The sequence below is a fragment of the Salmonella sp. NW722 genome, from assembly GCF_051702785.1.
In the GTDB taxonomy this organism is placed as follows: Bacteria; Pseudomonadota; Gammaproteobacteria; order Enterobacterales; family Enterobacteriaceae; genus Salmonella; species Salmonella enterica.
Genome location: NZ_JAMMIN010000005.1, coordinates 7,929 through 22,546, shown reverse-complemented (window position 1 = coordinate 22,546; position 14,618 = coordinate 7,929). Strand labels below are relative to the sequence as shown.

At 53.7% G+C, this 14,618-nt stretch carries 9 protein-coding genes and 1 pseudogene; 8 read left to right on the top strand and 2 right to left on the bottom strand.

Annotated elements, in window-relative coordinates; translation table 11 throughout:
- Positions 1-19 precede the first annotated feature (19 nt).
- Positions 20-1,444 (top strand): YchO/YchP family invasin, encoded by a 1,425-nt coding sequence (locus NA330_RS13015; RefSeq protein WP_024149262.1) that lies wholly within the window; start codon positions 20-22, stop codon positions 1,442-1,444.
- On the opposite strand, the gene narL is transcribed toward NA330_RS13015, so the two are convergent.
- On the bottom strand, positions 1,445-2,095 hold the full coding sequence (narL, locus tag NA330_RS13010; protein ID WP_001064598.1) for a two-component system response regulator NarL: 651 nt from the start codon (positions 2,093-2,095) through the stop codon (positions 1,445-1,447). It abuts the gene before it with no gap.
- Positions 2,088-3,884 carry a nitrate/nitrite two-component system sensor histidine kinase NarX gene (narX, locus tag NA330_RS13005; RefSeq protein ID WP_000476244.1) on the bottom strand — a complete coding sequence of 599 codons (1,797 nt, stop codon included), beginning with the start codon at positions 3,882-3,884 and terminating at the stop codon, positions 2,088-2,090. The genes narL and narX overlap by 8 nt, the downstream gene beginning before the upstream one ends.
- Positions 3,885-4,224: 340 nt before the next feature.
- Between narX and narK the strand changes: the two genes are divergently transcribed.
- The 7 genes and pseudogenes from narK to NA330_RS12970 form a co-directional block, all read left to right on the top strand.
- The gene (gene narK, locus NA330_RS13000) at positions 4,225-5,622 is read left to right on the top strand and encodes a nitrate transporter NarK (protein WP_000019848.1); all 1,398 of its coding nucleotides are present in this window, start codon (positions 4,225-4,227) and stop codon (positions 5,620-5,622) included.
- A gap of 387 nt (positions 5,623-6,009) precedes the next feature.
- Positions 6,010-9,753 (top strand): nitrate reductase subunit alpha, encoded by a 3,744-nt coding sequence (locus NA330_RS12995; RefSeq protein ID WP_000032890.1) that lies wholly within the window; start codon positions 6,010-6,012, stop codon positions 9,751-9,753.
- Complete coding sequence (gene narH / locus NA330_RS12990; RefSeq protein WP_000702629.1) at positions 9,750-11,285, top strand: nitrate reductase subunit beta; 1,536 nt, start codon at positions 9,750-9,752, stop codon at positions 11,283-11,285. The genes NA330_RS12995 and narH overlap by 4 nt, the downstream gene beginning before the upstream one ends.
- Positions 11,282-11,992: a nitrate reductase molybdenum cofactor assembly chaperone gene (narJ, locus tag NA330_RS12985; protein ID WP_000571668.1), complete on the top strand. Its 711-nt coding sequence runs from the start codon at positions 11,282-11,284 to the stop codon at positions 11,990-11,992. The genes narH and narJ overlap by 4 nt, the downstream gene beginning before the upstream one ends.
- Positions 11,992-12,669 carry a respiratory nitrate reductase subunit gamma gene (gene narI, locus NA330_RS12980; RefSeq protein ID WP_000545594.1) on the top strand — a complete coding sequence of 226 codons (678 nt, stop codon included), beginning with the start codon at positions 11,992-11,994 and terminating at the stop codon, positions 12,667-12,669. Before narJ ends, narI begins: the two co-directional genes overlap by 1 nt.
- Positions 12,670-12,910: 241 nt before the next feature.
- Positions 12,911-14,440 carry a tetratricopeptide repeat protein gene (locus NA330_RS12975; RefSeq protein WP_023242318.1) on the top strand — a complete coding sequence of 510 codons (1,530 nt, stop codon included), beginning with the start codon at positions 12,911-12,913 and terminating at the stop codon, positions 14,438-14,440.
- Positions 14,441-14,541: 101 nt separating this feature from the next.
- Positions 14,542-14,618: pseudogene (locus tag NA330_RS12970) on the top strand (hypothetical protein); the annotation flags it as partial.

Sequence of the window (14,618 nt, the reverse complement as noted above, 5' to 3'; positions counted from 1 at the left end):
CACGTTATGGTTTACTCTGATGCCATTCCTCTTATCTTTTGTTGTAGAAGTTGCCGACACGTTGAGCCGTATTGTTTTTCGTTCATTCTCACTCTCGCTTCTCTTGCTGGCTGCCAGCGGTACGATCCGTGCGCAGGCGCAAGACCCTTTCACGCAAAACCGTCTGCCGGATTTAGGCATGATGCCGGAATCCCACGAAGGGGAAAAGCATTTTGCCGAGATGGCCAAAGCGTTTGGCGAAGCCAGCATGAAAAATAACGATCTGGATACCGGTGAACAGGCGCGGCAATTTGCTTTCGGACAGGTACGCGATGTGGTCAGCGAGCAGGTTAACCAGCAGCTTGAAAGCTGGCTATCAGCCTGGGGCAGCGCCAGCGTGGATATTAACGTCGATAACGAAGGTCATTTTAACGGCAGTCGCGGAAGCTGGTTTATCCCTTTACAGGATAAACAGCGCTATCTGACCTGGAGCCAGCTTGGTCTTACGCAACAGACTGACGGACTGGTAAGCAACGTTGGCGTAGGACAGCGCTGGGCGCAGGATGGCTGGCTTCTTGGCTATAATACCTTTTACGATAATCTGCTGGATGAAAATCTGCAGCGCGCCGGCTTTGGCGCGGAGGCGTGGGGAGAATATTTGCGTTTATCCGCCAACTATTATCAGCCTTTTGCCGACTGGCAGACGCATACGGCGACCTTAGAACAGCGAATGGCGCGCGGATATGATATCAACGCGCAAATGCGGCTGCCGTTTTACCAGCATATCAATACCAGCGTTAGCCTGGAGCAGTACTTTGGCGATAGCGTGGATCTGTTTGACTCCGGAACGGGGTATCACAATCCTGTCGCGTTAAAACTGGGTCTCAACTATACGCCAGTACCTTTGCTTACCATGACCGCCCAGCACAAACAGGGCGAGAGCGGGGTCAGTCAGAATAACCTGGGGCTGACGCTTAACTACCGCTTCGGCGTGCCGCTCAAAAAGCAGCTTGCCGCCAGTGAAGTGGCGCAAAGCCAGTCATTACGCGGTAGCCGCTATGATACGCCGCAACGTAACTCGCTGCCGACAATGGAGTATCGGCAGCGTAAAACGTTAACGGTTTTTCTGGCGACGCCGCCCTGGGATCTTACGCCTGGTGAGACGGTTGCGTTAAAATTGCAGGTGCGCAGCGTGCACGGTATTCGTCATTTGAGCTGGCAGGGCGATACACAGGCATTAAGTTTGACGGCAGGAACGGACACCCGCAGTACCGAGGGCTGGACAATCATTATGCCGGCCTGGGATCACCGCGAAGGCGCGGCAAATCGCTGGCGTTTATCGGTGGTGGTTGAGGATGAAAAAGGTCAGCGTGTCTCTTCCAATGAGATCACGCTCGCGCTGACTGAACCGTTTATCACGATGCCGGACGATAATCCGCATTGGCAACCGTTCCAGGAGCAATAATTAAAAGATGCGTTCCTGATGCACCCAGACGGCGGCCTCCACGCGCGATTTCAGCTTCATTTTCTTGAGCATATGTTTCACGTGCACTTTGACCGTACTTTCGGTGATATCCAGACGCCGGGCAATCATCTTATTTGGCAATCCCTGCGCGATGAGCTTCAGAATATCGCGCTCACGCGGGGTGAGTTGCGTTACATCGCGATCGGTGGTGGCGCGGTTGGCCCGGAGGCTGGCCGCCAGTACCGGCGTTAACGCTTCACTTAATACCATTTCGCCGGCGGCGGCCTGTTGTAACGCTTTGAGCAAGTCCTCCGGCTCCATGTCTTTCAACAGATAACCATCCGCGCCGCGCTTTAGCGCCGTGACGACATCTTCTTCATGGTTGGATACGCTGAAAACGACAATACGTCCTGACAGCGCTTTTTCGCGTAATTTATCCAGCGTTTCGAGACCATTCATTCCCGGCATATTCAAATCAAGGAGGATCAGATCGGGATCGAGCGATTCCGCCAGGTCAATACCCTGCTCACCGTTGCTGGCTTCTCCGACCACGCTGATATCGGGCGCCATACTCACAAGCTGCTTTACACCCGTGCGTAGCATCGGATGGTCGTCGATTAACAGGATGGTTGCCGGTTCCTGATTATTCATGGGTATCTCCCTGGGTTTCTGTGAAGTTTGTTTCTGGAATAAAAGTAACAGTGACCTCTGTTCCGCCAGTCTCGCGTCGGCGTACCTGGCAATCGCCGCGCAAACTTTGCGCCCGATCGCGCATGATGATCATGCCGTAGTGATTACTGCGTTCGGCGTTTTCCGGGACGCCGCAGCCATTATCCTGCACTTTTAGTTTGACCTGTTTGCCACATTGCGTCACTGTCACCACCACATCGTCGGCATGAGAGTGTTTAAGGGCGTTGCTGAGGGCTTCCCTGGCAATTTGCAACAGGTGTATCGCCTGGTGTGAAGGCACCAGGCGGGGGGGAAGCTGATAATCCAGTTTTACCGTAAAGCCAAACCGGGCGCTGAACTCCTGGCAGCTTGCTTCCAGCGCCGGACGTAGCCCGGGTTCCGTCAACTGTAAGCGGAAAGTGGTTAACAGTTCGCGCAGTTGCGCCCAGGAGCAGTTCAGCTCATTGCGAATTTGGCTGAGTAACTCACGGCTGCTTTCCGGTAACACGTCGCCCTGCATTTGCAGGCAGCTCACCTGCATCTTCATACAAGAGAGCGACTGGGCAATAGAATCATGCAGTTCGCGGGCAATGGTGGCACGCTCTTCCATGACAATCAACTGCTGCTGGCGCTCCTGATGCCTGTCGAGCGCCAGAGTCGCGGTAAGCTGTTCAACCAGCGTGTCCACCAACTGTTGCTGATCGTGGCTGAGATGGCGTCCATAGGGCAGCGTCGCCAGCAAAATACCGTATTGGGTGTGAGAGTCGGTGAGCCGCCATTTTAAGGTGGTGCCGCCATTAATCATCGGCAGGGCGCTACGTGGGCAAAGGTGGCAGCCTTTATCATCGCAACTGATGTCCGACTGACAGGTAAATTCCTGGTGATTATCTTCATCTTCCAGGTCATAGACTCGCAGCTCAATATCATGCAACTGGGTTAAATTTTGCAGGCCATTCAGTACCGGTGAAAGACGCTCACATAGCGGAGCCTGTGAATGCAGTCGGCGGTTGGCTTGCCACAAAAACGAGAGAATCTGGTTTTTATGTTCCAGACCGGCTGTTTTTTCCTGTACGCGCTGTTCCAGTACCGCATAACTTTCGGCCAGTTCTTCAGACATATTATTGAGCGCAGAACCCAACGCGGCCATCTCATTGCGTCCACTGATATTGGCACGTTGGGTAAAGTCGCGCTGACTGACGGCGCGCGCCATTGATAACAACTGTTTCCAGGGCTGCAAAAGGCGAACACGTAGCCAGATAATCGTAAATACCAGCAATAGCGCCATAAAGATCGCCATTACCCGGTGAACTAATACCACGCGTTCGATACGCAATTCAGTAGTATGGTCGAACGACGTCACCAGGCGATCCAGGCCCGCCACAAAGCGCGTGACATCTTCTGCGACCGCGTGCGCGTTTTGCGCGTGCTGTAGCCCTGGCGAGAGTTCGTTATGCCAGTAATCCTGCAACGCTTTAAGCTGCTTTTGCTGCCCGTCTCGCTCAGCGGCGCGGGTCAGTTCAGGGCTGAATGCCGTTTGCTCCATCTCATCCAGCAGCTTTTGATCTTTAGCATCCAGCGGGACAGCGGCCAGTAGTCGATAGCTTTGCATACGCAATGAGCCCGCTTTATTAATCGCATGAGCGCTACCCTGTACGCCCTGAACCAGCCAGCCGGAAACCGCCATCCCCGCCACGCCGATAGCGGTAGAGAGCATGACAATCAGCGCCAGTTGGTTAACCAGCGTAAGAGGAGAAAAACACCGTTTAAACATGTTACCTTCTTTCTTCGGGGTAATGTCGCCGAAAAAACGTAGCAAAAAAGAGGGGCGTCAATCGGCTGTGCCGCTATTCTCAACGATACAGCGGAGTATACCCATACCTATAACGAGTTACTCCTTAATTGCCGCCGTAAAGAGGTATCTGCGACGGGAAGGAGTAGACAGACACAGCATGGTGAAAAACCACAGCTTTTTTACCAAAATAGCCTACTCATTAAGGGTAATAACGCTTTTTAGTCGCCGGTGATGACGACTTTTCCTTTGATTTATATCAACTTACCTTCGGCAGTAAACCCTAATGTGGCAGACATCAAATCAAGAATCAGAGGTGTCTATGAGTCACTCATCCGCCCCGGAAAGGGCAACTGGCGCTGTTATCACGGAATGGCGTCCGGAAGATCCGGCGTTCTGGCAGCAGCGCGGCCATCGTGTCGCCAGCCGTAATTTGTGGATTTCTGTGCCGTGTTTACTGCTGGCGTTTTGCGTCTGGATGCTATTCAGCGCAGTGGCGGTGAACCTGCCGAAAGTGGGATTTAATTTTACGACCGATCAGCTCTTTATGTTGACTGCGCTGCCATCTGTTTCCGGCGCGCTGCTACGGGTGCCTTACTCCTTTATGGTGCCGCTATTTGGCGGACGTCGCTGGACAGCGTTCAGTACCGGTATCCTCATCGTGCCTTGCGTATGGTTAGGCTTTGCCGTTCAGGATACCAGTACGCCCTTTAGCACTTTCATTATTATTTCCTTGCTGTGTGGTTTTGCCGGCGCGAACTTTGCCTCCAGTATGGCGAACATCAGCTTTTTCTTTCCTAAACAAAAGCAGGGCGGCGCGCTGGGTCTGAACGGCGGTCTGGGCAATATGGGCGTGAGCGTGATGCAGCTGGTTGCGCCGCTGGTGGTTTCGCTCTCTATCTTTGCCGCCTTTGGCAGCCACGGTGTAGAGCAGCCGGACGGTTCTCAGCTCTATCTGGCGAACGCAGCCTGGATTTGGGTGCCTTTCCTGGCCATTTTTACGCTGGCAGCGTGGTTCGGCATGAACGAACTGGCGACGTCTAAGGCCTCGCTAAAAGAGCAACTGCCGGTGCTCAAACGTGGTCACCTGTGGATCATGAGTCTGCTGTATCTGGCAACCTTCGGATCGTTTATCGGTTTCTCCGCGGGGTTCGCTATGCTGTCTAAAACGCAATTCCCGGATGTGCAGATCCTGCATTATGCGTTTTTCGGTCCGTTTATCGGCGCGCTGGCGCGTTCGGCAGGCGGCGCAATTTCTGACCGTCTGGGGGGGACCCGCGTCACGCTTATCAACTTTGTCCTGATGGCGATTTTCAGCGGTCTGCTGTTCCTGACATTACCTACTGGCGGCGTTGGCGGTAGCTTTATCGCGTTCTACGGGGTATTTCTGGCGCTGTTCCTGACGGCTGGGTTGGGGAGTGGTTCTACCTTCCAGATGATCTCCGTTATCTTCCGTAAACTGACGATGGACCGGGTAAAAGCGGAAGGCGGGTCGGACGAAAGAGCCATGCGTGAAGCGGCGACCGATACGGCGGCGGCGCTGGGCTTTATTTCCGCGATTGGCGCGATTGGCGGCTTTTTTATTCCGAAAGCGTTTGGTTCATCTTTAGCATTAACCGGTTCTCCAGTCGGCGCGATGAAAGTCTTTCTTATTTTCTATATCGCCTGCGTCGTTATTACCTGGGCGGTATATGGACGTCATTCTAAAAATAAAAAGTAACTTTTGATTATCCTTTGCGCGGCGTTAGACCGCGCTTTTTTTTACCTGCATTTAGTTACAACATACTTATAGTCAAAAAGAGAGGCTCGACAGGGCTGACCACGCACATCTTTATCGGTCATCCAGGGGGATACCCCTTAATACCCACTTGTTGAAAATTTAACATTCACGTCGTGCGTAAATTTAATTTTATGTAATTAAATCAGTAATATATATAAATAAAACTCCTCCTCCAAAAGGAGTATGCAGGAGGTTTGCGCGCCATTTGCATCCCTGTCCACCTTGATCGTTATCAATTCTCACGCCCATTCAGCGCGTTACCTTCGCCCTTAGTTAAGCAATGTCGATTTATCAGAGAGCCGTAAGGTTCCATACAGGAGAAACCCGATGAGTAAATTCCTGGACCGGTTTCGCTACTTCAAGCAGAAGGGCGAAACCTTTGCCGATGGGCACGGCCAGCTTCTCGAAACAAACCGGGACTGGGAGGACGGATACCGCCAACGTTGGCAGCATGACAAAATTGTGCGCTCAACCCATGGGGTGAACTGCACCGGTTCTTGTAGCTGGAAAATTTATGTCAAAAATGGTCTGGTGACCTGGGAAACACAGCAAACCGATTACCCGCGCACCCGTCCTGATATGCCAAACCATGAACCTCGCGGCTGCCCGCGCGGGGCAAGTTACTCCTGGTATCTCTACAGCGCTAACCGACTGAAATATCCGCTAATGCGCAAACGTCTGATGAAGATGTGGCGCGAGGCGAAAAAACTGCATCGCGATCCGGTAGAGGCATGGGCCTCAATTATTGAAGATGCCGATAAAGCCAAAAGCTTCAAACAGGCGCGTGGTCGTGGCGGCTTTGTTCGCTCCTCATGGCAGGAAGTGAACGAGCTGATCGCCGCTTCCAACGTGTACACCGTGAAAACCTATGGCCCTGACCGCGTCGCGGGCTTCTCACCCATCCCGGCGATGTCGATGGTCTCCTACGCTTCCGGCGCACGTTATCTTTCGCTGATTGGCGGTACCTGCCTGAGCTTCTACGACTGGTACTGCGACCTGCCGCCAGCCTCCCCGCAAACCTGGGGCGAGCAGACCGACGTGCCGGAATCCGCTGACTGGTACAACTCCAGCTATATTATCGCCTGGGGCTCTAACGTGCCGCAAACCCGTACGCCGGATGCGCACTTCTTTACCGAAGTACGTTACAAAGGCACTAAAACCGTCGCGGTGACGCCGGACTATGCTGAAATCGCCAAACTGTGCGATCTGTGGCTGGCACCGAAGCAGGGGACCGATGCGGCGATGGCGCTGGCGATGGGCCACGTCATGCTGCGCGAATTCCACCTCGACAACCCGCGCCAGTACTTCACCGATTATGTCCGTCGCTATACCGACATGCCAATGCTGGTGATGCTTGAAGAGCGTGATGGTTATTATGCCGCAGGTCGTATGCTGCGCGCTGCCGATCTCGTTGATTCGCTGGGGCAGGAAAATAACCCGGAATGGAAAACCGTCGCCATTAACAGCAACGGTGAAATGGTGGCGCCAAACGGTTCAATTGGTTTCCGCTGGGGCGAAAAAGGCAAATGGAACCTCGAACAGCGCGACGGGACTACCGGTGCAGAAACTGAATTGCAGCTCAGCTTGCTGGGCAGCCAGGATGAGATTGCTGACGTGGGCTTCCCGTATTTCGGCGGCGAAGGTTCAGAGTACTTTAATCATGTGGCGCTGGATAACGTCCTGCTGCATAAATTGCCGGTTAAACGTCTGCAACTGGCCGATGGTTCTTCAGCATTAGTCACTACCGTGTATGACCTGACCATGGCGAACTATGGTCTGGAACGCGGCCTCAACGATGAAAATTGTGCCGCCAGTTATGATGATACCAAAGCGTATACGCCAGCATGGGCCGAGCAGATCACCGGCGTGCCGCGGGCGCAGATCATCCGTATCGCACGGGAGTTCGCCGATAACGCGGATAAAACGCACGGACGTTCAATGATTATCGTTGGCGCTGGTCTGAACCACTGGTATCACCTCGATATGAACTATCGCGGGCTGATCAATATGTTGGTGTTCTGTGGTTGCGTTGGTCAGAGCGGTGGCGGTTGGGCGCACTACGTCGGCCAGGAAAAACTGCGCCCGCAAACCGGCTGGCAGCCGCTGGCGTTTGCCCTTGACTGGCAGCGTCCGGCGCGTCACATGAACAGCACCTCTTACTTCTATAACCACTCCAGCCAGTGGCGCTACGAGACGGTGACCGCCGAGGAATTACTGTCGCCGATGGCGGACAAATCCCGCTATAGCGGTCATCTGATTGACTTCAATGTGCGCGCCGAGCGTATGGGCTGGTTGCCGTCAGCGCCGCAGTTAGGCACCAACCCGCTGTACATTGCGCGTGAAGCGGAAAAAGCCGGTATGACGCCGGTAGACTATACCGTCAAATCCCTGAAAGAGGGTTCGATTCGCTTTGCCGCCGAGCAGCCGGAAAACGGTAAAAACCACCCGCGTAACCTGTTCATCTGGCGTTCTAACCTGCTTGGCTCTTCCGGTAAGGGCCATGAGTACATGCTGAAATATCTGCTGGGTACTGAGCATGGTATTCAGGGGCTGGATCTGGGTAAACAGGGCGGTGTGAAGCCGGAAGAAGTGGAGTGGCGTGACAATGGCCTGGACGGCAAACTGGATCTGGTGGTGACGCTGGACTTCCGCCTGTCGAGCACCTGCCTGTACTCCGATATCGTACTGCCGACCGCCACCTGGTATGAAAAAGACGATATGAATACCTCGGATATGCATCCGTTTATTCATCCGCTGTCTGCCGCCGTAGATCCGGCCTGGGAATCGAAAAGTGACTGGGAAATCTACAAAGGCATTGCGAAGAAATTCTCCGAAGTCTGTGTAGGCCACCTGGGTAAAGAGACTGACGTCGTGACGTTGCCGATCCAGCACGATTCTGCCGCTGAACTGGCGCAGCCGCTGGACGTGAAAGACTGGAAAAAAGGCGAATGCGATCTGATTCCAGGGAAAACCGCGCCGCACATCATGACCGTCGAGCGCGATTACCCGGCGACTTACGAACGCTTTACCTCTATCGGCCCGCTGATGGAGAAAATCGGCAACGGCGGGAAAGGGATTGCCTGGAACACGCAGAGCGAAATGGACTTGCTGCGTAAGCTCAATTACACCAAAGCGGACGGTCCGGCGAAAGGTCAGCCGATGCTCAACACGGCGATTGACGCGGCAGAGATGATCCTGACGTTAGCGCCGGAAACCAACGGTCAGGTGGCGGTGAAAGCCTGGGCGGCGCTGAGCGAGTTTACCGGTCGCGACCATACGCATCTGGCAACCAATAAAGAAGAAGAGAAAATCCGCTTCCGCGATATTCAGGCCCAGCCGCGCAAAATTATCTCCAGCCCGACCTGGTCTGGTCTGGAAGATGAGCACGTTTCTTATAACGCCGGTTATACCAACGTTCACGAGCTGATCCCGTGGCGTACGCTGTCTGGTCGCCAACAGTTGTATCAGGATCACCAGTGGATGCGCGACTTCGGCGAAAGTCTGCTGGTGTATCGCCCACCGATCGACACCCGCTCGGTGAAAGCGGTGATGGGGCGTAAATCCAACGGTAATCCGGAGAAGGCGCTCAACTTCCTGACTCCGCACCAGAAATGGGGTATCCACTCGACCTACAGCGATAACCTGTTGATGCTGACCTTGTCGCGTGGCGGCCCGATTGTATGGATGAGCGAAACCGACGCCAAAGATCTGGGCATTGAAGATAACGACTGGATCGAAGTCTTCAACAGCAACGGCGCATTGACCGCACGCGCAGTGGTCAGCCAGCGTGTACCGGCGGGCATGACCATGATGTACCACGCGCAGGAACGTATCGTAAACCTGCCGGGGTCGGAAATTACCCAGCAGCGCGGCGGTATTCATAACTCGGTGACGCGCATTACGCCGAAACCGACCCATATGATCGGCGGCTATGCGCAGTTAGCCTACGGCTTTAACTACTACGGTACCGTCGGCTCCAACCGCGATGAGTTTGTGGTGGTACGTAAGATGAAGAACATTAACTGGTTGGATGGCGAAGGCAATGACCAGGTACAGGAGAGCGTAAAATGAAAATTCGTTCACAAGTCGGCATGGTGCTGAATCTCGATAAGTGCATCGGCTGTCATACCTGTTCAGTCACCTGTAAAAACGTCTGGACCAGTCGTGAAGGTATGGAATACGCCTGGTTCAACAACGTTGAAAGTAAGCCTGGCGTTGGTTTTCCGAATGACTGGGAAAATCAGGAAAAATGGAAAGGCGGCTGGATCCGCAAAATCAACGGCAAGCTACAGCCGCGCATGGGCAACCGGGCGCTGCTGCTGGGTAAAATCTTCGCTAACCCGCATCTGCCGGGTATCGACGACTACTACGAGCCGTTTGATTACGACTACCAGAACCTGCATACCGCGCCGGAAAGCAAACATCAGCCGATCGCGCGTCCGCGCTCGCTGATTACCGGCCAGCGGATGGACAAAATTACCAGCGGGCCAAACTGGGAAGAGATTCTGGGCGGCGAGTTCGAAAAACGCGCCAAAGATCAGAATTTCGAAAACATGCAGAAGGCGATGTACGGCCAGTTCGAAAACACCTTCATGATGTACCTGCCGCGCCTGTGCGAGCACTGTCTCAACCCGGCGTGCGTGGCGACCTGCCCGAGCGGCGCGATTTATAAGCGTGAAGAAGACGGCATCGTGCTGATCGACCAGGACAAGTGCCGCGGCTGGCGGATGTGCATCACCGGTTGTCCGTACAAGAAAATTTACTTCAACTGGAAGAGCGGCAAGTCCGAGAAGTGCATCTTCTGCTACCCGCGTATCGAAGCCGGTCAGCCGACCGTTTGCTCCGAAACCTGCGTGGGCCGTATCCGTTATCTCGGCGTACTACTGTATGACGCAGATGCCATTGAAAGCGCCGCCAGTACGGAAAACGAAAAAGATCTGTACCAGCGTCAACTGGACGTGTTCCTCGATCCAAACGATCCGGCTGTCATTGAGCAGGCGCTGAAGGACGGCGTGCCGCAGAGCGTGATCGATGCGGCGCAGCAATCGCCAGTGTACAAAATGGCGATGGACTGGAAGCTGGCGCTGCCGCTGCATCCGGAATACCGCACGCTGCCGATGGTCTGGTACGTGCCGCCTTTGTCACCGATTCAGTCTGCCGCCGACGCGGGTGAACTGGGCAGCAACGGTATTCTGCCGGATGTAGACAGTCTGCGTATCCCGGTGCAGTACCTGGCGAACCTGTTGACCGCTGGCGACACTCAGCCGGTACTGTTGGCACTGAAACGGATGCTGGCGATGCGTCACTACAAACGTGCGGAAACCGTAGACGGTAAAGTGGATACCCGCGCGCTGGAAGAGGTGGGTTTAAGCGAAGCCCAGGCGCAGGAAATGTATCGTTACCTGGCGATTGCCAACTATGAAGATCGTTTCGTGGTGCCGAGCAGCCATCGTGAACTGGCGCGTGACGCATTCCCGGAGAAAAGCGGTTGTGGCTTTACCTTCGGCGATGGTTGCCACGGGTCTGATACCAAATTCAATCTGTTCAACAGCCGCCGCATCGACGCTGTTGATGTGACCAGCAAAACGGAGCCGCACGCATGATTGAACTCGTCATTGTTTCGCGTCTGCTCGAGTACCCGGATGCTGCCCTGTGGCAGCATCAGCAGGAGTTGTTCGATGCGCTCGCGTCATCTGAGAACCTGGATAAAGAGGATGCCCAGACTCTGGGCGTTTTCCTGCGCGATTTAACCGCGCAGGACATGCTGGATGTACAGGCCGCCTACAGTGAACTGTTTGACCGTGGTCGCGCCACATCGCTGCTGCTGTTTGAACATGTACACGGGGAATCCCGCGATCGCGGTCAGGCGATGGTTGACCTGATGGCACAGTATGAACAGCACGGTTTGCAGCTCGACAGCCGCGAACTTCCCGATCATCTGCCGCTGTATCTGGAATACCTTGCGCAGTTGCCGAAAAGCGAAGCGTTAGGGGGTTTACAGGATATCGCGCCGATTCTGGCGCTGCTCAGCGCACGTTTGCAACAGCGTGACAGCCGTTATGCGGTGCTGTTCGATCTGCTGTTAAAACTGGCGAATACCGTTATCGACAGCGACAAAGTGGCTGAAAAAATTGCGAATGAAGCACGTGATGATACCCCACAAGCGTTGGATGCGGTCTGGGAAGAAGAGCAGGTGAAATTCTTCGCCGATCAGGGGTGTGGCGAGTCGGAGATCTCCGCTCACCAGCGTCGTTTTGCCGGTGCCGTGGCGCCGCAATATCTGAATATCACCACCGGAGGACAGCACTAATGCACTTCCTGAATATGTTCTTCTTTGATATCTACCCGTACATTGCCGGATCGGTATTTCTGATCGGTAGCTGGTTACGTTACGACTACGGCCAGTACACCTGGCGGGCGGCTTCCAGCCAGATGCTGGATCGCAAAGGAATGAACCTGGCGTCAAACCTGTTCCACATTGGGATTCTGGGTATTTTCGCCGGTCACTTCCTGGGCATGTTAACGCCGCACTGGATGTATGAAGCTTTTCTGCCGGTCGACGTGAAGCAGAAGATGGCGATGATTGCCGGCGGCGCCTGCGGTGTGCTGACGCTGGTTGGCGGTATTTTACTGCTTAAGCGTCGTCTGTTCAGCCCACGTGTCCGCGCCACCACTACCGGCGCAGATATTTTGATTCTCTCATTGCTGGTGATTCAGTGCGCGCTGGGTCTGCTGACCATTCCGTTCTCCGCCCAGCATATGGACGGGAGTGAAATGATGAAGCTGGTCGGGTGGGCGCAGTCAGTTGTGACCTTCCACGGTGGCGCATCCGCACATCTGGACGGTGTGGCCTTTATCTTCCGTATGCACCTGGTACTGGGGATGACGCTGTTCCTGTTGTTCCCCTTCTCGCGCCTGGTGCATATCTGGAGCGTGCCGGTCGAGTACCTGACCCGCAAATACCAGATTGTTCGTGCACGTCACTGATTTTCTCTCGATGCCCTAAACTCCGCTTCGGCGGAGTTTTTTTATGGCTGTTTGCCGGAGTGCGGCATAAATGCCTTATCGACCGCCGCCTTGTTTCGTTTACAGCGGATCTGCCATGTCTGGCATCTGAATCCGTACTCTTTGTTTTTGGGTTTATTCAGCATCTGTACGAGTTTTTTGTAAGCAGAAAAAGGATGATGCAGCATATAATCACGCCATAAACGACAATAAGGATAGTTGTATGCGTTTTTCATCAATTTTCAAAATAATAATATTAAATATATTTATTTCAAAAATGGCTCACGCTGCTGTCTGCGAGGAGCGCTATCCCCCCGACTCGGAAGAATGCCAGTACGTTCAGGAATTAGAGCAAAAAGCGGAACAAGGAGATGAAAGCGCGCAGTTCTCGCTTGGAAGCTGGTATGCGGAGGGGCGATATGTTAAGCCTGATTATAAACTAGCCATAAAATGGCTGGAGAAAGCGGGTAAACAAGGTTCTGATTTTTCCTATTTCATCCTTGGCTATCATTACAACTATGGTGAAAATTTTCCACTTAGTCGACAAAAAGCGCTGGAGTGGTATCGCAAGGCGGCAGAGCTAGGGGATAGTAGTACGCAAGAAATCCTCGGTGACGCCTATATGTATGGCGATGGGTTTCCCCAAAATACCCAGCTAGCGCTGGAGTGGTATCGAAAAGCCGCCTCTCCAACCAATGATGCGGGCGTTGTCCGCGGACAGGGTTCAGCTTCGTCAGCACAATTTAAGCTTGGAGTAATGTACGCCCACGGTCAGGGCGTTCCTCAGGATTATCAGCAAACGGCGATCTTGATGCGTAAAGCGGCGGAAAATATGTACTACCCCGCGCAACTTTATCTCGGCGTTGCCTATTTTTATGGTGAAGGCGTGCCTCAGGATTATCGTCAGGCAGTTTACTGGCTTAATGAAGGTATACCAAGCAGCTATACGCCAGGCCACATTCCGCTGAATGCGCTCTATGATAAAGCGCATCCCGCTGACCGGGTTCACTCTCAGACGTGGTATCGAAAAACAGCGCAACGCGTGATGGCAAAGGTACAGTACAATTTTGGCGTATGGTATTACAACGGTTATCACTTATTGAAAGATCACAACCTGGCGCTGGAGTGGTATCGCAGAGCCGCAGCGCAAGGATTGGCCGAGGCGCAGGATGCGATCGGCGTGATGTTTATGCAGGGTGAGGGCGTTTCTCAGGACTACCAACAGGCGCTGGCGTGGTATCGCAAAGCCGCACGCCAGGGACTGCCTGCTGCGCAAACGCATCTGGGCATCATGTCTGCATTTGGTCGCGGCGTCGCGCAAAGCGACAGACAGGCTATCGCATGGTATCGAAAAGCAGCAAAACAGGATTTTGCGAAAGCGCAATATCAGCTTGGCGTAGCATATAGCACGGGAAGAGGCGTGCCTGAAAATAGCCGGAATGCGCTGAAGTGGTACCTCAAAGCGGCAGAGCAGGGGTTTACTCCGGCACAATCAGCGCTTGGGGAAATTTATGCTCATGGGCGCCAGGGTGTGCCTAAAGATAATAAGCAGGCCTATATTTGGTATTACATGGCAAGTATGTATACGGAAAAATCTAAAGATGATTGTTCAGCGCTCATTGCCGAAAGAAACCGACTCAAGGGAACGCTCACCCCAGATCAACTTAGCGAGACATATGCCGCCTTTAATCTCATCTGGCGAAAAATTGACCAGTCAAAGGAGGCGAAAAAGATTGCCAGGAAGAAGTATTGATAAGATAGCCAATAAGCCATGGCGCCATGGAGTGCAGTCTGCCTGTGGGGTAAGGATACGGGGCAGTGCTGATTGATTTGAAATTGGTGCCTTATGAAGTAATGGTGGTGGGGGAAGGATGACTCAGCGCTGCGCGCTTCGCCCTTCGGGTCGTTGCCTGCGGCAACGCTTTCTCGCT